This is a genomic window from Streptosporangium sp. NPDC050148 (assembly GCF_055586505.1).
On sequence record NZ_JBVJIA010000024.1, the window covers coordinates 1 to 22094 of the forward strand.

At 72.0% G+C, this 22094-nt stretch carries 13 protein-coding genes and 1 pseudogene; 8 read left to right on the forward strand and 6 right to left on the reverse strand.

The genetic code is table 11. From position 1 onward, the window contains the following. Positions 1–139 precede the first annotated feature (139 nt). Positions 140–1468: an SWIM zinc finger family protein gene (locus ACZ6RT_RS25480; protein ID WP_470156592.1), complete on the forward strand. Its 1329-nt coding sequence runs from the start codon at positions 140–142 to the stop codon at positions 1466–1468. After that, entirely contained in the window at positions 1465–4728 is a 3264-nt protein-coding gene (locus tag ACZ6RT_RS25485; RefSeq protein WP_470156594.1) for a hypothetical protein, read from the forward strand. The genes ACZ6RT_RS25480 and ACZ6RT_RS25485 overlap by 4 nt, the downstream gene beginning before the upstream one ends. Before the next feature lie 146 nt (positions 4729–4874). Here ACZ6RT_RS25485 and ACZ6RT_RS25490 read toward each other — a convergent pair whose 3' ends face one another. Both ACZ6RT_RS25490 and ACZ6RT_RS25495 read right to left on the reverse strand, forming a co-directional pair. Then, the gene (locus ACZ6RT_RS25490) at positions 4875–6341 is read right to left on the reverse strand and encodes an aldehyde dehydrogenase (NADP(+)) (RefSeq protein ID WP_399186066.1); all 1467 of its coding nucleotides are present in this window, start codon (positions 6339–6341) and stop codon (positions 4875–4877) included. Between the two features lie 423 nt (positions 6342–6764). Continuing rightward, positions 6765–10034, reverse strand: coding sequence for a discoidin domain-containing protein (locus ACZ6RT_RS25495; protein WP_470156596.1), 3270 nt, complete (start codon positions 10032–10034; stop codon positions 6765–6767). 282 nt (positions 10035–10316) lie between these two features. On the opposite strand from ACZ6RT_RS25495, the gene ACZ6RT_RS25500 reads away from it, so the two are divergent. From ACZ6RT_RS25500 to ACZ6RT_RS25510, 3 genes are all read left to right on the forward strand, one after another. Beyond that, positions 10317–11330 (forward strand): LacI family DNA-binding transcriptional regulator, encoded by a 1014-nt coding sequence (locus ACZ6RT_RS25500; RefSeq protein ID WP_399186064.1) that lies wholly within the window; start codon positions 10317–10319, stop codon positions 11328–11330. Positions 11331–11499: 169 nt separating this feature from the next. Next, on the forward strand, positions 11500–12504 hold the full coding sequence (locus ACZ6RT_RS25505) for a LacI family DNA-binding transcriptional regulator (protein WP_399186063.1): 1005 nt from the start codon (positions 11500–11502) through the stop codon (positions 12502–12504). A gap of 105 nt (positions 12505–12609) precedes the next feature. Further along, positions 12610–13074: a hypothetical protein gene (locus ACZ6RT_RS25510; RefSeq protein WP_470156599.1), complete on the forward strand. Its 465-nt coding sequence runs from the start codon at positions 12610–12612 to the stop codon at positions 13072–13074. Positions 13075–13134: 60 nt separating this feature from the next. Here ACZ6RT_RS25510 and ACZ6RT_RS25515 read toward each other — a convergent pair whose 3' ends face one another. The 4 genes from ACZ6RT_RS25515 to ACZ6RT_RS25530 all read right to left on the reverse strand — a co-directional run bounded on the left by ACZ6RT_RS25515 (position 13135) and on the right by ACZ6RT_RS25530 (position 18386). Then, complete coding sequence (locus tag ACZ6RT_RS25515; RefSeq protein WP_399186062.1) at positions 13135–14100, reverse strand: carbohydrate ABC transporter permease; 966 nt, start codon at positions 14098–14100, stop codon at positions 13135–13137. Further along, a complete protein-coding gene (locus ACZ6RT_RS25520) occupies positions 14097–14969 on the reverse strand; it encodes a carbohydrate ABC transporter permease (RefSeq protein ID WP_399186061.1) in 873 nt (290 codons plus the stop codon). The genes ACZ6RT_RS25515 and ACZ6RT_RS25520 overlap by 4 nt, the downstream gene beginning before the upstream one ends. Before the next feature lie 118 nt (positions 14970–15087). Then, a complete protein-coding gene (locus ACZ6RT_RS25525; protein WP_470156601.1) occupies positions 15088–16458 on the reverse strand; it encodes an ABC transporter substrate-binding protein in 1371 nt (456 codons plus the stop codon). Beyond that, positions 16455–18386 carry a glycoside hydrolase family 127 protein gene (locus ACZ6RT_RS25530; protein ID WP_470156603.1) on the reverse strand — a complete coding sequence of 644 codons (1932 nt, stop codon included), beginning with the start codon at positions 18384–18386 and terminating at the stop codon, positions 16455–16457. The genes ACZ6RT_RS25525 and ACZ6RT_RS25530 overlap by 4 nt, the downstream gene beginning before the upstream one ends. A gap of 374 nt (positions 18387–18760) precedes the next feature. Between ACZ6RT_RS25530 and ACZ6RT_RS25535 the strand changes: the two are divergent. The 3 genes and pseudogenes from ACZ6RT_RS25535 to ACZ6RT_RS25545 all read left to right on the forward strand — a co-directional run. Further along, positions 18761–19576, forward strand: a pseudogene (locus tag ACZ6RT_RS25535) (family 43 glycosylhydrolase); the annotation flags it as partial. 343 nt (positions 19577–19919) lie between these two features. Then, on the forward strand, positions 19920–20099 hold the full coding sequence (locus tag ACZ6RT_RS25540) for a hypothetical protein (protein ID WP_470156605.1): 180 nt from the start codon (positions 19920–19922) through the stop codon (positions 20097–20099). A gap of 54 nt (positions 20100–20153) precedes the next feature. Then, positions 20154–22070, forward strand: coding sequence for an Ig domain-containing protein (locus ACZ6RT_RS25545; RefSeq protein WP_470156607.1), 1917 nt, complete (start codon positions 20154–20156; stop codon positions 22068–22070). Positions 22071–22094 lie beyond the last annotated feature (24 nt).

The following is a 22094-nucleotide window of genomic DNA, read 5'->3' on the forward strand; positions in this document are numbered from 1 at the left end:
ATCAAACTGATAAGTACCGCTCCCCGCCCCCCACCCCCCCCCCCCCCCCCCCCCCCCCCCCCCCCCCCCCCCCCCCCCCCCCCCCGCGACCGGCTTCCGCCGCGCCGGTTTGTCGGTGAGGTGATCTAACGTCCCGGCCATGACTTCAGCGACGCAGGCGTACACGTACGCCGCGCCCTCCTCCCTTGTGGACGGCCGTCTCGGACTGGCGACCTCCGGCGGGCGGGCCCTGTCCGGCCCGGCCGTGGCCCCCCGGTTCTTCAGGGGCGTGGTGACCCGGGCGGCCCCCGCCGCGGCGGCCCTGCTCGGCGTCGCCGACGTGGCGCTGGCCCGCTACCACCAGCCGCAGGCGCGGCCCGGCTGGGTGCGCGACCCGGTGGTGACGTGCAACGGAGACCGGTTGCGGTTCGAGTCGTTCTCGGCCTGCGGCGGCGTGTACGCCCGGCTCGATCTGCTGAGCGGCGCGCTCGACGGCGAGGTGTTCGACCGGGGCACCACCAACGTCGACGTGAACGCGCCGCTCCGGGAGGCGCTGGCGCGCATCGGCGCGCGGGACCCGTTGCACCTGGGGGTCGGGCTCGACGAGCTGGTCGTGACCACGATGGACGGCGCGGTGGTGGAGAAGAAGGTGCCGCTGCCCGAGCGCTGGTTGCGCGGCTTCGCCGAGGTGCAGGTCATCGCCTCGGGCATGGACCAGCGCGGTGAGCTGACCGGCATGACGGCGGTGCGGTTCCTGCGCGGGCTGCCCAGGAAGGGCACGGTGTGGGTGACGCAGTCGGGACGCGAGCTGAAGGTCTCCGGCCATCAGGTTCCGGGCTCGGTCCAGCTCGCCGGCCCCAACCGGCTCGGCACCCTCCTGCCGCTGCTGCGCTTCGCGAAGTCCCTGCGGGTGTACGGCCCGGCCGACGCCGCATCCAGCGCCTGGGAGCTGGAGCTGCCCGGCATGCGCTACACGCTCACCCTCTCGCCCGAGCGCTGGCGCGGCTTCTCCGGTGAGGGCGCGGTGCTCGACGACCTGGCCGGCGACGAGGCCGAGGACGACGCCGACGTGGTGGGCATGCTGCTCAACTTCGAGCCCGAGATCGAGATCGGCCTGCTGGCCGACCGCGCGGGCCTGCCCGCCGACCGGGTGCGGGCCGCGCTGACGCGGCTCGGCGTCGCCGGCCGGGTCGGCTACGACCTGGCGGAGGCCGCCCACTTCCACCGCGAGTTGCCCTACGACAAGGACAACGTGATCCTGCTCAACCCGCGGCTGGCCAAGGCGCGCAGGCTCGTCGACGCGGGCGCCGTGCACCTCGAAGGCGAGCTGGCCACCGTCCGCACCCCGGGCGGCGTGCGCCGGGTCTCGCTGGCCGACGGATCCTGCACCTGCGAGTGGTGGTGGGACCATCGCGGCTCCCGTGGGCCGTGCAAACACGTGCTGGCCGCCCGGATCGTCGCCCGCGCCGCCGTGGAGGTCCCCCGATGACCCTCTGGACGGAGATCTGCGACCTGGTCGTCCGCAATCAGGTCACCCGCCTGGCCGACCGCCTGGTCACGCTCACCGAGGAGGAGCGAGCCGAGCTGAGCGGGCGGTTGCCCGGCCTCGTCAAGGAGCTGCGCCGGGTCCACACCGAGCAGGTGCGCGCCCTGCATCCCGACGACTTCGAGGAGATGGCCTCCTGGGAGGTCGGCGACCTGCTCGACAGGCTGGCCGGCGCGCTGCTGCTGACCGGTGTCGGCGTCATCACCGGCCCGGCGGCCGCGGTGACGTGGATGACCGGCCGCGACGTCAACCGCCGCTGGGCCGACGACCCCAATGTCGCCCAGGTGTGCCGGGTGGCGGCCACCCGGCCACCGGAGTGGCGTCGTGACGTCGCGGTCCGGCTGGCCCGGCGGGTGCGCCGTCCCGCCGAGCGCATCGCGCCGCTGGCCGTGGCGCTGCTGCGTGAGTCCGGCGCGGTGCCGCCCGACCACGACCCGCTGGTGGCCGCCTGGCTGGCCGCGCCGAGCGTGGCCGACGACCCGCTGACCCCCGTGCTGCTGCCCCGCGTCTTCGACGCCGACGGCGCGGGCCGCGTCCTCCGCGAGGAGCGACTGGAGCCCCGCCCGACCCGCTGGCTGGCCGCCGTCGCCCGCGAGCTGCCCAGACAGCAGGTGCTCGACGGCTGCGTGAGCCGTTTCCTGCGCGGCGGCGAGGCGCAGGACCTGCGGTTCTTCGTCCGGTTGCACATGCTCCTCGACCCCACGCCCGCGGAGTCCGCGCCCCGCCTGCGCGACTACCTGCGGTTGTTGCCGTCGGCTCCCGGCACGGTCGCCGAGGTCGCCGCCGGACAGGTGCGCGGGGCGATGCCGCTCGACCACGCCGACCTGGTCGAGGCGATCGACGCGCTCACCTTCCGGGACGAGGCCAAGCTCGCCGCCACGGGCCTGCGCTGGCTCGACCAGGCGATCTGGGCCACGCCCGAGGCGGCCGGCGATCTCGTGACCGCGCTGATCACGGCGTACGCGCACAAGTCCTTCGACGTGCGCAACCGCGCGGTCGAGCTCACCCTGAAGCACTCCGGCCTGTTCGCCGGCCACGCCGAGGCGATCCTCGACGCGATCCCCGACCTTCCCGGCGACGTGGGCGCCAGGCTCGCCGCCCGGTTCGGCGGGGAGGGGGCCGTCGAGGAGCTGATCGAGGCCAGACGGTTCCCGCCGCTGCCGCAGGTGCCCTCACCGGGGCGTTTCCCCGAGCCGTCGATCTTCCCGGGCCGGCACGAGCGGTGGATCGACCAGGAGCGCTGGATGGCGGCGTTCGTCACCGGGGCCGCGGAGGACCGCGCGGACCTGATCGGCAGGCTGAGGCCGCACGTCGAGCAGCGGACGCGGTACCGGCCGGACAGGGACGAGATCACCGGCCCCGACGAGTGGCAGGCCGTGCTGGCCGAGGAGCTCGTCGTGCCCGGCACCCTGCCGGAGATCCCCCCCATGGGTCCGGAGAGGTTCTGGGACGGGGCGAGTCACTCGGTCTCGGTCCGTCCGGTCGCCCGGGGCGAGGAGATCGAGCTGGAGCCGGCGGAAGGACGGTTCACGACGATCGGCTTCTGGCGCCCCGGCCACTACCTCGACGACGACGCCCCGTTCCGCGTCGTCTTCATCACCTGGACCAGCGACGACGGCCCGGCCGGGGCCGTGGCCGTCGAGGGCGGCCGGCCGATCCCCTTCGCAGGCGGCCGGGTCCACCTGTACGGACAGCCCTCCGACGACGACCGGGCACCGGGCACCGGCCCCGGCGAGCCGGAGGAGGCCGACGGGGCGGACGAGGCCGGTGAGGCCGGCAAGGCCGGGGGTTTCGACGGGCATGGGGACTTCGACGACGCCCTCCCGGACCACCGCGAGCGCCGCCCGGTGGAGCCCGGAGTCCTCTACGACGACTCGGTGGAGGCCATGCCGTGGCACGTCCTGCACGACGTCTACGAGCGCATGGCCGAGCTGGGGGTGGACCCCGACCGGATCACGGCCATGCGCGAGGGCCTGCCGGTGCCCCCGCCCGGCCCGGACGAGCCGCTCGTGGCGGTCACCGTCGGCTTCGTCCCGCCCCGGCTGCGCTCCTTCCAGCCCGAGCCGCTTCCTCCCGTGCACGAGTGGCGGCGGCGGCACCGGCTCCCGTACCCGGAGCGTCTGTCGCCGCCGTCCGACCTCCTCGTCAACCGCTACGCGGAGCTGTACGGGGCCCTGCGCGCCGGCACGCTGCCACCGGTGCTGCTGGCCACGCCGACGTGGACGACCGGCCACCTCGACCCCGACGTGCTGCTCGACCGGCTGGAGACGTGCGCCGCCGCGGGCGTGGAACCGCTGCGGGCCGATCTGGCGCAGGCGCTGCTGCGGCTGCCACGGGGCGGTCACCCGGCCGCCGCCGACCGGGCTGCGAAGATCGATTCCGCGGCGGCGCGCAGGGTGGCCGAGTGGCTGGCCGGGCAGGGCATGCCCGACCCGGAGTGCGGTCTCCGGTGGACCCACATGGTGGGCGCGTCCATGGCCGAGTTCGGCGACGGCGAGCCCGAGCACTTCACCGCGGTCCGCCTGACCCCGGTGCTGCGGGCCGCGCCCACCGGCGACGAGCTGATCGACGAGGTGCTGCTGCGGCAGCCGTCCGACTGGGCGGGCGAGGACATGGGCAACGGGATGGGCGGGTGGCCGGCCGTGCTGCCCTCGCACCGCGAGGTGGTGGCCGTGAACATGCTGCCGTTCGTGCTCCGTGGTCAGTGGTACACGAGCGTGACCCCGGCGGAACTGTCCGGCCTGGCCGCCTGCGACGGGCCGGTGGGCGAGGCGACGGCGGTGATCATCGCTTTCCTGCTGGGGAGCCGCGCGCCCGGGACGATCCCGGTGGTCCTGCGGATGGCGGCCAGAGGCGACCTGCCCGCCGAGGCGATCGGCCGTCAGCTCGCGCTGGTGCTGCGCCGCACCTGGCTGGAGACCCGCCCCGCCATCGCGGCCCTGACCGAGCTGGCCGACGCCGGCGGCCACCACGAGGTGTGGCGCATCCTGCGCGCCCTGCTGCCCGGGATGCTGCCGGGCGAGGGACGGCGCATCACCGTGACCCACACCGAACTCGTCGCCTTCGCCGCCGACGTGGCACGCTGGACCGGCGCGCGCGGGGATATCCCGGTCGTCGCCGAGTTCGCGCGGAGCCGCCGGACGATCCGCTTCGTCCACGAGTGCCGGCGCCTTCACGCCCAGCTCACCGGAGCCCCGTCATGACCTGACGACGTCCGTGCCGGCATCCGTCCGGTTCTGGCCGGTTCGTTCCGCACCGGCCAGGCCTCCCGTACGGGAGGTCCGGTGCCTTCCGCGTACGGAGGGGATCGAGGACCGATCCGCTCCGTACGCGGGAGGACGGCCGCGTGTCAGCCGCGGCCCTCGACGAGGACGCCGTCGACCCTGCGGGGGATGCCGAGCGGGTTGTCGTCGCGAAGCTCGGGCGGGAGCAGCTCGGCCGGCCAGTCCTGGTAGGCGGTGGGGACCAGCCACCTGCGGATCGCGGCGGCGCCGACCGAGGTGTGGGCGGCGGCGGTGCTGGAGGGCCAGGGGCCGCCGTGGTGCATGGCCCAGCGGACCGCGACCCCGGTCGGCCACCCGTTCCAGATCAGCCGCCCGGCCTTCTTGAGCAGCACCTCGGAGCTGGCGCGCGCCTCGGCGGGGTCGGTCGCGTGGATCGTCGCGGTCAGCGAGCCGTCCAGCCGCTCCAGGACGGCGGGCAGCTCGGCCGGGTCGGTGTAGACCACCACGACGGCCGCCGGGCCGAAGCACTCCTCGGCGATGCCGTGCGGGTCCCCGGCGAACGTCGCCAGGTCGGTGACGAACACCTGCGGCGTCACCGCGAACGCCCCCTCCCCCGGCTTGCCCTGGGCCAGCGAGGAGAGCTTGCCCAGCCTGGCCAGCCCGTGCAGGAAGCCGCCCTGCATCCGCTCGGTGAGCATCGGCCCGCCCTCGGTGGCGGAGACCGCGTCGGCGATGGACGCCAGCAGCTCGGCGTCGTCGGGCACGAACACCAGCCCGGGGTTGGTGCAGAACTGGCCGGTTCCCAGGGTCAGCGAGGTGGCGAAGCCCTGGGCCAGGCCGTCGCGGGACGCCGACGGCAGCACCACGACCGGGTTGACGCTGCCCAGCTCGCCGTAGAACGGGATGGGGTCGGGGCGCTCGGCGATCAGTGCCTGGATGGCCTTGCCGCCCGGGATGGAGCCGGTGAAGCCGACGGCCGAGACCGACGGGTGCCCGGCCAGCCGCTTGCCGGCGTCGAGCCCGCTGACCAGGCCGAGCAGGTCCGGATCGGGCAGGGCGTCCCTGATGACCCGCCACGACAGCTCCGACGTGCGCGGGTGCCCGTCGTGGGCCTTGACCACGACCGGGCAGCCGGCGGCCAGGGCCGAGGCGGTGTCGCCGCCCGCGACCGAGAAGGCGAAGGGGAAGTTGCTCGCCGCGAAGACGCCCACCACGCCGGGCAGGGGGTGGTTCATCCGGCGAAGGTCCGGGACGGGCGGCTGGGCCGTCGCGTGGTCGATCACCGCCTCCACGTGCCCGCCGTCCCGCAGCACCTGGGCGAAGAGCCGGAACTGGCCCGCGGCGCGCCCGACCTCGCCGCGCAGCCGGGTCTCGCCGAGCGCGGTCTCGGCGTCGGCCGCCTGCCACAGCTCCTCGACGTTCGCCTCCAGCGCCGCCGCCACCGCCTCCAGCACGGGGGCCCGGTCGGCGGAACGCCAGGAGGATCCGGCGGCACGGGCCGCCTCGACGATCGCGTCCAGCTCGGCGTCCGAGGTCGGGGGGAAGGGATCTCCGGTGGACTCACCGGTTCTGGGGTCAACTGAGTGGATCAAGATGAAGCCTTTCCTCAATGGAGCCTCTGACGCCCCGTGGGGACCACCCTCCTACGGTAAGCGCTTTCCGTAACAGCGGCCACCTCGTCGGCCTGCCCGAGGCCGTTCATCCGACATCCTCTCGCTACCCTCCAGACCTCGCGAATCACCATGAAACACCACCGCGTCCCCGGCCGGGCAGGGCGGGAGACGCGGTGGGGTTGATGGAGCCGGGGGGACGGGGGGACGGGGGGACGGGGGGACGGGGGGACGGGGCGGAGGGGACTCGTGGTCCCCTCCGCCCGGCGGACGGCCCTCGCCGGGCGGTCACCACGCGGTGGCCGGCCACCGGCGACACCGAGGATCACCACGGACACCGGGGACACCGGGGATCGATCACCGGGGATCACTGGAGATCACCGCGGAACGAGCGCCGGGCGTTCGCTACGGTGCGAACGCCTTGACCTCCAGGATCCCGACCGAGGCCCCGGAGGCGCTCTGCAGCACCGCGCGCAGCCGGGTCGTGCTCACGGTCGTGAACGTCACGGTGTTGTACTGGTCGCCGGCGACGGGGTAGCCGCTCGCGCCGGGCACGTCCACGTAGGCGGTGCCGTTCCAGGACTGCAGCTTCCACGACGCCGGCAGGTCGATGCCCTGGCCGTCGTCGAAGAAGTAGACCTGCGCCCGGTTGACCGAGACCGCCGACGGCCAGGTCAGCTGGGCCCACTGCTCACCCTGTTCGGGCCAGGTGCCCCAGCGCGGGTTGACCGTGTCGTTGGACGAGGCCGGGTCGATCCCGTCGTTGAGCGCGGCGGCCGCCTCCCACGCCGAGGTGTAGGAGGCCGAGGGAGTCGCCGACGGCGCCAGGTTGCCGGTGGGCGGCTGCTGGGTCCCGCCCCGGTTGTAGATCTTGATCTCGGTGAGGCCGCTCTTGGCGCCGGAGGCGTTGGTCATCAGCACCCTGACCCGCTGGGCGCTGACCGGGGTGAACCGGACCAGGTTGTAGTTGCCCTGCGGGGTGCCCGGCGTCCTCACCTGCGCGGCGACGTTCGTCCAGGTGGAGCCGTTGAGGTACTGGATCTGGTACGACGACGGTGCCCGGTAGGTGCCGCTCGCCGGGCGGCTGTCCTTGAAGTAGAGCCTGACCTCGTCGAGGGTCCTGGCGCTGCCGAGGTTGACCTCGTACCAGTCCTGGGCGTTGGGCGAGCCGCCCGCTCCCCAGAAGGGCTCGTTGATCGGGTACCCGTCCACGGCCGCGCCGACGCTGGTGCCGGAGGCGGTGTGCGAGGCCGACACGGTGGCGCCCTGGGCGAGGTTGGTCAGGTTCGCGCTCAGGTCGACCCCGGCCTTGGCGAGCGCGTCGACCACGCGCGCCTCGGAGTGGACGACCTGCTGGGGTGCCTGCATCCCGGGGACCGCGACGTTGTGGGTCACGGTGCCCGCGGTGCCGGTGAAGGTGACCCCGCCGGTGGCCGGGTCCCACACGAAGGGCACGAGCCGGTCGACGGTCGCGGCGCGGGTCCCGTTGATGAAGATCGAGTACCCCTGGGGCACCCCCGGGTAGCGGGTCACGCCGTCGGCCGGGTCGTCCCAGACGATCGACAGGTCGGCGTTGCGGTAGCGGATGTTGTTGACCGCGAAGTGCGACCAGCCGATGTTGATCGGCGAGAGCTGCACCCTGTTGTCGTTGCGGGGACGCAGCCCGGCCACGTCCTCGATCAGCGTCCAGTTGCTGCTGCCGAGGATGTTGTGGTGGATCCACGACCGGTAGGTGATGGACGAGCCGTTCCAGTTGGCCCAGAACTCGTTGGCGTCCGGCCACTGGGTGTTGCCGCCGACGTACTGCGCCCAGGCGTTCCAGTACAGCAGCTTCTTGTAGTCCTCGTTGGAGATGTACGGGCTGGGATAGTTGCGCAGCGCCGAGGAGTAGAGCCGGAACTGCACGGTGGAGTTGATGGTGGAGAAGTTGTTGCTGCCGGGGTTGCCGGCCGCCGCGGCAGCGGCCTTGTCCCGCTGGTTGGCGGTGTAGAAGGGGAAGATCGGGTACTCGGCGGGGTCGGCGTACAGGCGCAGCGCCTCGCGGTAGGTGGCGGTGTTGGGCATCAGCCCCACCGCGTACGGGTAGAAGTTGTTGATCTCCTTCCACGGGTTGAGCGCGTTGGTGGCCACGTGCCGGTGCTGCAGCACCTTGGCGGTGGGGTTCCACAGCACGTTGACGACCGCGTTCTGCACCCGGGTGGCCAGGGCGCGCATCTCGGCGGCCTTGGTGGCGTTGCCGATCGTGTCGTAGGCCTGGGCCGCGGCCAGGGCCCCGCTGTAGACGTAGGCGGACTCGGTGCGGTCGAGGTTGCCCGCGCGCCAGTGGAAGGAGACCGCGTCGGCGTCGTTGCCGGTCAGCGCGCCCCAGTCGTACTCGATCAGGCCGTTGCCGTCACGGTCGTAGTGGCTGAGCTGGCCCTTGACGTCACCCTCGGCGTACTTGGCGAGGTTCGCCGCGATGGCGGGCTGGCCGCCGTGGATCTGGTAGCTCTTCCAGGCCGCCTCGCCGATGTACTGGGTGTAGCTGTTGGACCAGTTGTCCGGGTCGCCGGGGTTGTCCATGAACCGGCCGCCCCGGGAGGTCTGGCCGACCGAGAGCCAGTCACCGTAGGCGTACAGCGGGGTGCGCAGGTACTTCAGGTCGTCGATGTGCATCGGCTGGGTCAGCGCGATGGCGTTGTTGTAGCCGAGCACGCCCTCGATCGAGGTGGGGAACTGGTACGTCTGGCCCGGCAGGTTCGCGTCCAGGCTGTTGAACCGCATCAGCCACCAGCGGTAGTAGTAGTTCTTCTTGATGGCCGGCTCGGGCGCGTCGAAGTAGGGGATGTTCTGCGCCCACCACAGGTTGTAGGCCCGCACGTGGGTGGCGAACGCGGTGGCGTTGCCGTAGCCCTTGTAGGCGTTGTACTCGCTCAGCGACTCGGGGATCTCGTCGGTGACGAACCCCATGACCACCTTGGCCGTGGCGGTGGCCCCGGCCGCGACGGCGATCGACCGGGTGAGCGCCCCGCCGGAGGCGGTGAAGCCGTCACCCGACAGGCGCGGGCGGATCGTGGTGAGGTTCTTGAACGAGTTCACCGTGCCGGTCAGCTCGTTGCCGCTGCCGGAGGTGGCGTACGGCGAGGCGGCCCGCAGCTGCACGGTGGTGGAGGACGAGCCGGTGTTGACGATCGAGAGGTTGGCCACCGCGACGTTGTTCTCGGTGACGAACTTGGTCTGCTCGACCCGGATGCCGCTGCCGGTGTGCACGCTCCTGTAGTGGCTGGGCGCCTGCCAGCGCTGGCTCACCTGCTCGCTGAGGGAGCCCGGCGTGACCGTCACGGTGAACGCGCTCTGGTCGTTGATGCTCTCGATGTAGGCGGCCTTGCCGGCGAACCCCAGCGTGCCCGGGGTGTGGGTCTTCATGAAGAACGCCCGGCCGCGGGTCATCAGGATGCCGCCGTCGGCGTCGGAGGGGTCGCTGCCGGGCCGGGCGAGCAGCCGGTCGATCCAGAAGTTCGTCCCGGAGCTCTCGGCGTCGTAGATGGCCCTCATCATGTTGCCGGTGGTGTATCCCACCGGTGGCGCGGGGACGGCCGGGCCGGTGAAGGCCGGGTACCCGATGGGCTGGTCCGCGGACGCCTCCTGGGCGAGGACCGTCAGCGAGCTCATCGCGAGGCAGAGCGTCGCCGCCACGGTCACTGATCGTCGTCTGAAGCGGGCTGATGTCGGCATGCGTCACGTCCTTGGGGGTGCCGGGCGGGGTGCGGGGAGGAGGGGCGGGGGACGGTGGAACGGCCGGCGCGGCCGGAGACCGCGTCCTAGTTCACGATCGGCCCCGAAAAGGTTTTCGGCAATGTTAAATTTCGATAACGCAGACCGGTACGCGACCGTTGATCGGGAGGACGGGTGCGGCATAGGGTGAGCCGCGCGTGTACGAGACCCGGACACGGTCGTGACGACCTGGAAAGGATTTCGGTGGGTCGACATCGATCCGAAGCGGTGACCCTGACCGACGTGGCCAGGCGCGCGGGGGTGTCCGTGTCGACGGCCTCCAAGGCCCTCAACAACCGGTCCGAGGTCGCCGAGACCACCCGGCTCCGGGTACGGCGCGCCGCGGCCGAGCTGTCCTTCCGCCCCGGCGCGGCCCCCGGGTCGGCCGCCGCCCGTACGCGCACCATCGGGCTGCTCACCGACGAGCGTGACGGGCGCTTCGCGATGCCGGTGCTCCTCGGCGCGGAGAACGCGCTGGGCGGTGAGGGGATGTCCGCGGTGCTCTGCGACGCGCGCGGCGACCCCCGCCGCCGCGAGCACTACCTGCGCACCCTGACGGCCGGGCAGGTGGACGGGTTCGTCATCCTGGGCGAGGACAACGACGTGCGCCCCTCGCTGACCCGCGACGTCCCGGTGCCCGTGGTCTACGTCTACGGCGAGTCCGACGATCCGCGGGACCTGTCGCTCCTGGCCGACGACGCGGGCGGCGCGCGCCTGGCCGCCGAGCACCTGCTGTCGCTGGGACGCCGCCGCGTCGGGCACATCACCGGCCCGGAGTCCTACCGCGCCGCGCGTGACCGGCTGACCGCCCTGCGCGGCGTGCTGGACGGGCACGGGCTCGGCCTGGCCGGCGGGCGGCCGTTCCACGGCGAGTGGTCCCGGCGCTGGGGACGGTACGCGACGCGCGCGCTGCTCGGCGCGGAGCCCGGGGTGGACGCGATCTTCTGCGGCAACGACCAGATCGCCGACGGCGCCTGCCAGGCCCTGGCGGACCTCGGCCGGCTGATCCCCGGCGACGTCGCGGTGGTGGGCTACGACAACTGGGCCCCGCTGGCCGCCGACTGCCACCCGCCACTGACCAGCGTCGACCCCGGCCTGGAACGGCTGGGCGCCGCGGCGGTGCGCTACCTGTCCGCCGCGCTGGACGGGCACCGGGCCTCCGGCGTCGTCCGCCGACCGGGACGGCTGGTGATCCGCGAGTCGACCGGTCCCGCGTAGGCGGCCGGCCGGGCGCGTCCCCGCGGAAGCGCGAGGGCGATAAAAGGCTTTTACTCGCCGTACCATGTATATGCCCTTGTCAGACGCCTGGGTGGGCTTGCTCCCCGGCACGTCGGCGGCTATCTTCGACGGGGGCGGACGTCCCCCAGTAGAAAAGGTTTTCTCTCAGATGGCTCCCCAACGACACGCCACGATCACCGACGTGGCCACACGCGCAGGGGTGTCCATCGCGACGGCCTCCAAGGCGCTCAACGGGCGCGGTCAGGTGCGGGCGGAGACCCGCGAGCGCGTCTTCCGCGCCGCCGAGGAGCTCTCCTTCCGGCCCAACGCCCTGGCCCGCGGCCTGCTCTCCGGGCAGACCCGCACCGTGGGCCTGCTCACCAGCGACAGCGTGGGACGGTTCGGCATCCCCGTGCTGCTCGGCGCGGAGGACGCCTTCGGCGCGGGCGAGATGGCGGTGCTGCTCTGCGACGCGCGCGGGGACGCCATCCGCGAGCAGCACCACGTCCGGACGCTGCTCACCCGCCGCGTCGACGGCCTGATCGTGGTGGGCGAGAGCACCGACCCCCGCCCGTCGGTCAGCCGCGACCTGCCGATACCGGTGGTCTACGCCTACGCCCCCTCCCAGGATCCCGCGGACGTGTCGTTCGTCCCCGACGACGTCGACGGCGCCGCGCAGGCCGTACGGCACCTGCTGACCCTGGGACGGCGCCGGATCGCCCACGTCACCGGCCCGACCCACTACCAGGCGGCCCGCGAGCGCGCCGCCGGGGTGGCGGCCGCGCTGGAGGAGGCCGGTCTGTCCCTGTCCGGCGGGCAGGTGCTGTACGGCGCGTGGTCGCAGCGCTGGGGGCGGCAGGCCGCCGACGTGATCCTGCGCGCCGATCCCGAGACCGACGCGGTGGTGTGCGGCAGCGACCAGATCGCGGCGGGCCTGATGGAGACCGTCCGCGAGCGGGGCCGCCGGGTGCCCGAGGATCTGGCGGTCGTCGGCTACGACAACTGGGAGGTCCTGTCCACCGAGACCAGGCCCCCGCTCACCACGATCGACATGAACCTAGAGGCCCTGGGCCGTACGGCGGCCCAGCACCTGTTCGCCGCGATCGACGGCCGGGCCACCCCGGGCGTCCACCGGATGCCCTGCCGCCTGGTCATCCGCGACTCCACGGTCTGAGCGCGTCCCCGGGTTCTCCCGTCCCCTTCGCAGGACCATCATCGTCAGGCCAGCCTGGCGTCAAGACGGCTTGACGTCAGGCTGGCCTGACGGAATACTCGGGTCATGACGACTCCCGACGATCTCGAACACCGGTTCACGCTGCTGGGCGCGGCCAACCGCTACGACACGCTGCGAACGCGCGACGCCCTCGCGACGCCGCCCGAGGAGGGTGATGAGGACGACGACGTCGCCGGTGTCGCCGGTGTCGCCGGCGTCGCCGATGTCGCCGATGCGGCTCCGCTCACCCGGGGCGAGGCCCTGGAAGCGCTCGCGCTCAGCGAGGTGATCGCACGCAAGGCCACCTACGGACGCCAGCTGTCCGTGCGCTCCGCGCGCCGGGCGGGTGCCTCGTGGTCCCAGATCGGCGCCGCGCTGGGCACCAGCAAGCAGGCGGCCTGGGAGGCCCACAACCGGTGGATCGACGAGCAGGCCAGGCCGGAGAGCCCGGGTCACCATGGCTGGGACGAGGACGCCGTCGCGAACGCACGCGCGCTCGCGGGAGAGCCCGACGGGCAGGACGGCGCGTGAACGCGCGCCCGCCCGTCCCGGTCGGCGATCACGGCTCCCCGTAGAGGTTCGCGGGGGCCCTCAGTTCTTGATGCCGGTGAGCGTGACCCCCTCGATGAAGTACCGCTGCAGGAAGAAGAAGAGCGCGATGATCGGGGCGATCACCGCGGCCGAGGCGGCCATCAGGTAGCCCCACTGGGTGATGTAGACGCTCTGGAAGGAGGCCAGGCCGAGCGAGAGGGTGTACCTGCTCTCGTCGTTGAGGTAGAGCAGCGGCCCGAGGAAGTCGTTCCAGGTGCCGATGAAGGTGAAGATGGTCACCACGACGATCGCGGGCCGGGACAGCGGCAGGACGACGGTCCACAGGACCCGGCCGGGCGAGGCGCCGTCGATGTAGGCGGCCTCGTCCAGCTCGAAGGGGATGGTCAGGAAGAACTGCCGCAGCAGGAACACGTTGAACACCCCTCCCCCGGCCCCGGCGAACCAGCTCGGCACGGTGAGCGGGACGAACGTGTCGAGCGCGCCGAGCTCCTGCCACATGACGAACGTCGGGATGAGCGTCACCGCGTACGGCAGCATCACCGCGCTGAGCAGGACGGCGAAGACCGCGTCGCGTCCCCGCCAGCGCAGCCGGGAGAAGCTGAAGGCGGCGATCGAGCAGGTGATCACGGTGCCGAGCACGCCGACGACGGCGATGATCACCGTGTTGAGGAGGTAGAGGGCGAACGGCTGGGCGGTGAGCGCCTCGGTGAAGTTGGACCACCGGAAGGGCGAGGGGATCCATTCGGGAGGCGCGACGAACATCTGGGCGTCCTCCATGAGCGAGCTGCGCACCAGCCACACGAACGGCACCAGGGTCGGCAGGGCCCCGGCCACCAGGGCCAGGTGGACCAGCACCCTGCCGTACCGCCGGGGACGGCGCGTCGCGGCGGCCCCGGCACGGGCGGGCGGGGCGCCGGGGTCGTCCGGGACGCCGGGGGTGCCGGGAGCACCGGGGGTGCCGTCCCGGTCCGGGCTCGGGCGGCGCGGGGCACCGGTCGCGGTCATCGGGCACCCGCCATCTCGTAGTACACCCAGCGCCGGGCGTTGTGGAACATCAGGAAGGTGAGCACCATGATGATCATGAAGAGCACCCAGGCCAGCGCGCTCGCGTACCCCATCTCGCTCTCGACGAACGCCTTACGGAACAGGTAGTACACGTAGAAGAGGGTGGAGTGGTCGGGGCCGCCCTCGGTCATCACGTACGCCTGGTTGAAGACCTGGAAGGTGCCGACCACCCCGACGACGAGGTTGTAGAAGATGGTGGGGGTCATCATCGGCAGGGTCACGTGCCAGAAGCGCCGCAGCGGCCCGCCGCCGTCGATGGAGACCGCCTCGTACAGGTGCCGGGGCACCCCCTGCAGGCCCGCGAGGAAGATCACCATGGTGTTGCCGAACCCCCAGGTGCTCATGACGATGAGCGAGGGGATCGCGGTCGCCTCGTCGTAGATCCACTGCCCGGCGGGCAGGCCGGCCTGGCGCAGCAGGGAGTTGAGCAGGCCGAAGTCGGGGTTGAAGATCCAGATCCAGAGGACCACGTTCGCGATCGCGGGCACCAGCGTCGGCAGGTAGAAGACGGTCCGCCAGAGCGAGAGCCCGCGGACCCTCTGGTTGAGCAGCAGGGCGACGGCGAAGGCGACGATCAGCCCGAGCGGCACGGCGCCGAGGGTGTAGTACGTCGTGACGGTCAGCGACGTCCAGAACAGCTCGTCCCCGGCCAGCGCGGCGTAGTTGTCCACGCCCACGAAGGACGGGGTGCCGCCGATCTGCCAGTCGGTCAGGCTGAAGGCGAACGAGGCCACCATCGGCCCGGCCGTGAAGATCGCGAAGCCGAGGATCGCGGGCACGGCCATCAGCACGCCCCAGCGCCGCTCCATGCGCCGCTGGCCGGAGAGACGCCGGCCGGAGAGACGCCGATCGGGGAGACGTCGGCCGGAGAGACGCCGGCCGGAGAGACGCCGGTCGGAGAGACGCCGGCCGGGGAGGGCGGGCATCTCACAGTCCCTGGGTGTGGTGCCGGCCGCGCAGCATGGCCGTGATCTTCGGCGCGGCCTCCTTCAGGATCGCCGCGGCCGGGCGCTCGCCGCTCTCGATCTCCTGCAGGGCCGGGGTGAGCACGTCGGAACCGATGACGGTCATGTCCCTGATCCGGTTGCCGAAGGCCGGTACGCCGTGGTCGCGCGCGTAGTCGACGACCGCGGTGCGGAACTCCGGCGGGTGGGAGTCGTTCCTGGTCCAGGAGTCGATGGCGGCCTGGTCCTCGTAGTACCTGCGCTCCTGGGGCATCCACAGGCCGCGCGCGTACAGGTCGACGTGGCGGGGGTCGATGTGGAAGGCGAACAGCTCGACCGCCTCCTCCACGTGCTTCGTGCCGGCGAACACGGCCGAGGCCCCGGCGACCTGCGCGGTGGTGTACGGCCGCTCGTACACCGGCAGCACGCCGATGCCGTAGTCGACCTTGCTCTCGTTCATGTCGAGCAGGCTCCAGTGCCCGTCGACCACCATCGCCACCCGCCTGGTCTTCAGCAGGATGCTGGTGCCGGGCACGTCGTCGCCGGTGGCCGCGAGCTGCCCGGGACCGGGGGCGACGCGGTGCTCGTAGATCAGGTCCTGGAGGTTCTGGAAGACCTCGATCGCCTCGGGGGCGTCGAGCAGGCACCTGCGGCCCGCCTCGTCGGCGAAGTCACCGCCGTTGCTCCGCAGGAACCCGTACCAGGCCGGGGGGTAGGTCAGGCTGCAGGAGATCCCGAACCTCCTGATCCGCCGGGGGTCGAACCCGGACTCGTCGGGGTGTCTCCCGTCCTGGTCCACGGTCAGCCTGTGGGCGTTCTCGACCAACCGGTCCCAGGTCCAGGCGCTCGCCGCCAGGGCCGGGGGCGTCTCGGCCCCGGCCTCCGCGATCGCCGACCTGCTGTACCAGAGCAGCTCGATCTCGTTGGCGGTCGCGACGCCGTGCAGCCTGTCCTGCCCCGACCAGAGGTAGGCGTCGGGGAGGTAGCCCGCGAGCTGCGGGTACTTCGTCAGGTACGGGAAGAGGTTGAGCAGCTTCCCCTGCTCGCCGAGGCGGAACGACATCGCCATCGGCACGTATCCCACGTCGGGCATCCGGTTCCCGGCGACCAGGGTGTTGAGCTTCACGTCGTACTCGTCGGGGGTGAACAGCGCGGAGACCTTCACCCCGGGCTTCCTGCGCTCGAACTCCCGGAGCATCGCGGCGACGGCCTTCTGCTCGAACGCCGAGCCCCAGTACATGAACTGCAGCGACGCCCTTCCCGCCCTCTCGGCCCCGCCGCCCGCGCCGCAGGCCGCCGTCGCGGCGCCGAGGGCGGCCAGGCCGCCCATCCTGAACAGGTCCCGTCTTCTCATGGGGTGCGTCCTTGCGCGAGGGGGATCCAGACCCGCATGGCGCCGCCGTCCCGGTTGTCCCACTGGTGGTAGGGGATCGCCGTGGCGGTCGTTCTCGTGCCGGGCCGGGTGACCGCGGGAGGGCCGGCCGGGAGACCGGCCGGGAGGGTGGAGTACGGCAGGCCCGCGGGCGGCGCGGGCGGAAGGCGCACGGCGTCCGCCTCGATCAACACGGTCCTGCCGACCCCGGGCAGGCCGTGCGGGTCGGGCCGGTCGACGACGCGCAGCGGCGTGCAGGGCTCCAGCGCCAGGTCCTCGACGTCGGCGTCCTGGTCGGCCTGCTCGAAGCAGTAGACGAGCGGCCCCCGCTCCACGGCCACGCACCCCCGCAGCGCGTCGATCCTGCGGTGCGGGTGGACCAGCCGGGGGGACATGTCCAGGTCGAGGGTGAAGGTGTCGCCCGGCCGCCACGCCCGCCGGATGGCGGCGTAGCCGTCCGGGCCGGGGGTCAGGTCGCCCGTCGCGCTCCACGCGGGGATCCGCAGCCTCAGCGTCCGGACGGTGCCGGGCGCCTCGCGGACGGTGAAGACGATCCGGCCGTCCCACGGGTAGTCGGTCTCGACGGCCAGGGTGATCGCGCCGGCGCGGATCAGGCCGGGCACGTACTGGTGGACCGACAGCCCGTCGTCGTCGGCCGTGGCCACGTAGTGGCCCAGCGAGGAGACCAGCCGCATGATGTTCGGCGGGCAGCAGGCGCACGCGAACCACTCCCGGCGCCTGCCCAGGTAGGCGTCCTCGACGAGGTCGGTCCTGCGCTGCAGCGGGTTGACGTAGAAGAACCGGGTGCCGTCGGCGGAGGTGGAGGCGGCGAAGGCGTTGTACAGCGTGCGTTCGATCAGGTCGGTGTAGCGGCCGTGCCCGGTGGCGAGGAACAGCCGCCAGCTCCAGTGGACGCTCGCGACGGCCGCGCAGCTCTCGTTGTAGGCGCGGTCCGGGGGCAGCTCGTAGCGCTCGCCGAACGCCTCGCCGTCGTGCCGCGAGCCGTGCCCGCCGGTGACGGAGGTCTTGGTGGCCACCATGTCCTCCCAGCGGCGCACCGAGGACTCCAGCAGCGACGCGTCGCCCGTCTCGACGGCGACGTCGACGACTCCGGCGTCCAGGTACAGCTGCCGCACGGCGTGCCCGACCGGGGTGCCGGCCTCCCGTACGGGCAGGTGGTCCTGCGCGTAGAGCGGCCCGGTGCCGACCTCGGCGACCAGCCCCTTGCCCCGGGCGTCGACCAGCCCGGCCGCGAGATCGAGGTAGGGCCGGTGACCGGTGAGGCGGTACAGCTCGACCAGGGCCGTCTCGACCTCGGCGTGCCCGTCGAGACCGCCGTGGCCGCCGGTCAGGAAGACGTCCACGAGGTGGTCGGCGAAGCGGCGCGCCACGGTGAGCAGTTCCTCGCCCGCCTCCTCGCCGCAGCCGGTCCTGACGGCGGCCACCGCGGCCTGGAAGAGGTGCCCGGCGCAGTACATCTCGTGGCTGTGCTCCAGCTCGGTGAAGACCCTGTCCGGCTTGACCGTCTGGTAGTGCGAGTTCAGGTAGCCGTCCGCGCGCTGTGCCCTGGCCAGCAGGGCCGCGGACTCGGCGACGAACGCCCGGTGGGACCCGGCCGGGTCGCGGCCGTGCTCCCAGGCGACCGCCTCCAGCAGCTTGTACAGGTCCGAGTCCTGGAAGCGGTAGCCCCGGTACGGCCCGTCCCCCTCCCCCGCGGCCCACCTCAGGTTGGACAGGACGCCGGAGCTCTCCATCCTCTCCCGGCCGAGCGCGATGCCGGCCTCGCGGTTGATCCGCTGCCATCGCCCGAAGGGTCCCCCGCCGATCTCGACGTCGTCGACACCGAGCGGCCGTCGCGTGCCCGCCGGGGGGACCACCGGACCGCGGATCTGATCACGTACGTCAGGCATCGCACTCCCGAAAAATTGGGAATAGGTTTTCTCCCCGGACGGTAAGATGTGACACATCACCCGTCAAGACCCACCCTCGACGGCTGCTTGCGTACACGATCCTGAAAACCTTTTCAGCAATTGGCTGTCGCTTCTGCCTGGGCTTATTCTCCGGCGACGTCGCCTATGAGAAAAGTGAGTCTTGACGAGGTATCGGTTTTCGCCAACACTCGGGTCCAACCGAAAGTGAACACCGCGTGACACGCGCCGCGCGTCTCCTCCCGGTACGCCGTGTTAGCGCTAACAACACTCCCGCTCAGACCCCCCAGGAGCGTTCACCCATGAGACGACGCTGGTCGGCGATCATCGCCGCGGCCCTCGGGCTCTCCCTCGTCATGACCGTCGGCGGTTCCGCCACCGCCGCCGCGCCGATCACCACCTCGATCTACACCGCCGACCCGGCCGCGCTGGTCGTCGGGGACACCCTGTACCTGTACACCGGGCACGACGAGGCACCGGCCGGCGGCACCAACTTCGTCATGCGCGACTGGCACGTCTTCAGCTCCGGCGACGCGACCACCTTCGTCGACCACGGCGCCAGGCTGTCGGTGCCGAACTTCTCCTGGGCGGGAGGCGACGCCTGGGCCGGAGAGGTCGAGCGCGGCGCCGACGGCAAGTACTACTGGTACGTCTCGATCAACGGCAACGGCCCCGGCTGGATGAACATCGGCGTCGCGGTCGGCGACAGCCCGACCGGGCCGTTCACCGACGCCAAGGGCGGGCCGCTGGTCAGCGACTCCACCCCCAACTCCTCCCCGCTCAACATCGACCCCACCGTCTTCACCGACGACGACGGCCAGGTCTACATGTACTGGGGCTCCTACTACGGGCTGCGCACCGCCCGGCTCAACGCCGACATGACCTCCATCAACGGCCCGGTCGTCACCCCCGCCGGCGTGAGCAACTTCTGGGAGGCCCCCTGGATGTTCAAGCGCAACGGCGTCTACTACCTGGCCTACGCCGCCAACGACTCCGGCTGCTCGGCCCCGGGCTACGCCTGCGTCCGCTACGCCACCGCCTCCAGCCCCATGGGCCCGTGGACCCACCGCGGCGTCGTGCTGGACCAGGTCTCCTCCACCACGAACCACCCGGCGATCATCGAGTACAAGGGCCAGTGGTACATGGTGTACCACAACGCCGCGGCCCCCGGCGGCGGCAACTTCCGCAGGTCGGTCACCCTGGACAGGCTGTCCTTCAACGCCGACGGCACCATGCGGAAGGTCGTCCAGACCACCGGCCCCACCGGCCCGGCCAACCTCGCCCTCAACGCCACGCCGTCCACCTCCTACGTCTCCCTGGGAGACGCTCGGCGCCGTCAACGACGGCTTCACCCCGGCCGGCTCGGCCGACCGCAGCCGCGGCGCCTACGGCAACTGGAACCACCAGGGCACCGAGTGGATCGAGTACCGCTGGCCCACCGCCCAGAACGTCAGGTCGGTCAGGACCTACTGGTTCGACGACGACCAGGGCATCGACCTGCCGGCCTCCTGCCAGGTGCAGTACTGGAACGGCGGCGCCTACGTGAACGTGCCCGGCCAGTCGGCCTGCGGGACCGCGGCCGACACCTTCAACACGACCACGTTCGGCCAGGTCAACACCACCCGGCTGCGGATGAGCATCACCTCCAGGCCCGCCCTCTCCACGGGCGTCCTGGAGTGGCAGGTCTTCTCCTAGACCGCGTCCCCGCGTCCCCGCGCCACCGGCACCGAAGAATCGAGGTCGTATGTCATGAAACGCCTGTTCGTATCCCTCCTGCTCCTCGCCTCCGCCCTGGTCGCCGTGCCGACGCCCGCGGCGCAGGCCGCGCCCACCGTCACGGTCGTCGACATGTTCGGCAGGACGATCAACGACCACGGGGTCCAGCTCGTCGACTGGCAGGGCTACCTCGCCAACCCCTACATCGAGCTCACCGTCCGCCCCCCGGAGGGCGTGAGCTATCCCGTCACCGTCGACCTCAAGGCCGAGGGCACCTCGCGCCTGATGATGGACCTGCCCAGCCAGCTCACCGCCACCGGCGCGACCAAGCGGCTGACGTTCGCGAACGCCGCGGAGCAGAAGGTCTTCCGGCTGGCCATCCACTCCAAGCGCGGTCCGGGCCAGGACGAGCTGTACACGCTCCGGCTCACCACCATCGACGCCGGCAGGCAGGTGTACACCCAGTCCATGCCGATCAGGGTGCAGCAGGACGAGAAGACCGCGCTGCAGCCCTCCATCCCCGTCACCTTCGACTACCGCTACGACACCATCACCGGGTACTTCTCCCAGCCGGCCTTCCGCACCGCGGCCGAGGAGGCGGTCAAGGACTGGTTCCGCTTCTTCGACATGGCGCCGTTCGACACGGTCGCGGCCGGGGCGGAGAACAACCACCTGCCCGGCAACGAGTGGCAGAACACCGTCAACGTGACCAACGACCGGGCCTACAACGGCATGTACGTGTTCTTCCGCGGCATCCAGAGCCCGCACTCCACCGGCTACCCCGCGCGCAACGGCAAGTACCACACCCGCCAGGGGCAGCAGCTCCCCGGCCCGCTGCACCGGTCCACCGCGATGATCTTCGAGTACGACGAGGCGGGCAAGCAGCTCTTCACCTCGCTCGCGGACGAGGACTGGTACAAGACGGAGATCCAGGGCTCGGTGCTGGACGTCCACGGCCTGGTCATGCACGAGTACGGCCACGCCGTCGCCTACCACAGCGACTGGGCCGGCATGCGCGCCTACGTGGACTCCGGCGGCGTGAACGACCAGGACGTCATCGCCTACCAGGGCCGCGCCGTCCCGCTGGAGTCCGGCTACCACGTCCCCGGCACCCAGCCGTACTGGGACCGTCTCAGCGGGCAGAGCGGCGGCTGGTCGCACATGTTCCCCACCCGCCGCTGGATGCTGACCAAGCTCGCCCTGCTCGTGGCCGAGAACGCCGGGTGGCGGATCAACCGCGACCTCACCCCGTTCCTGCCGCCGTCCATCGTCACCACCGCCCTGCCCCGGCCCGTCGCCGGTCAGGCGTACCAGCAGACGCTGGCCGCCAAGGGCGGCGTGCCCTTCTACGACTGGAGGATCACCTCCGGGAGCCTGCCGCCGGGACTCACCCTGAACCGCTTCACCGGCGCCATCACCGGGACCACCACCTCGACGGCCCCGGCGACCTTCACCGTGCAGCTGCGCGACCACGACCGGATGAGCACCCCGGTCACCAGGACCTTCACCCTCGGAGCCGGTGCGGAGCAGAACCTGGCCACCGCCGCGACCCCGTCGGCCTCCTACACCTCCCCCTGGGAGAGCGTCGCCGCGATCAACGACGGCATCGTCCCGGCCTCGTCCGACGACACCGTCAACCCGCGCTGGGGCACCTGGCCCGAGACCGGCACCCAGTGGGCCGAGCTCACCTGGCCGTCGGCGCAGACGCTCCGGTCGGCGGAGGTCTACTTCTTCGACGACGGCCAGGGCGTCGACAGACCGGCGTCGTGGAGACTGCAGTACTGGAACGGCACCGCCTACGCCGACGTGCCGAACCCGAGCGGCTATCCCGTCGCCGCCGACGCCTTCAACCGGGTCACCTTCGGCCAGGTGAGCACGACCCGGCTCCGGGTCGTGCTGAACGGCGATCCAGACGCGGTCGGGCTGTTGGAGGTGAGGTCCTTCGCCTGACCCGCCGCCGGTCCGGCCCGTACG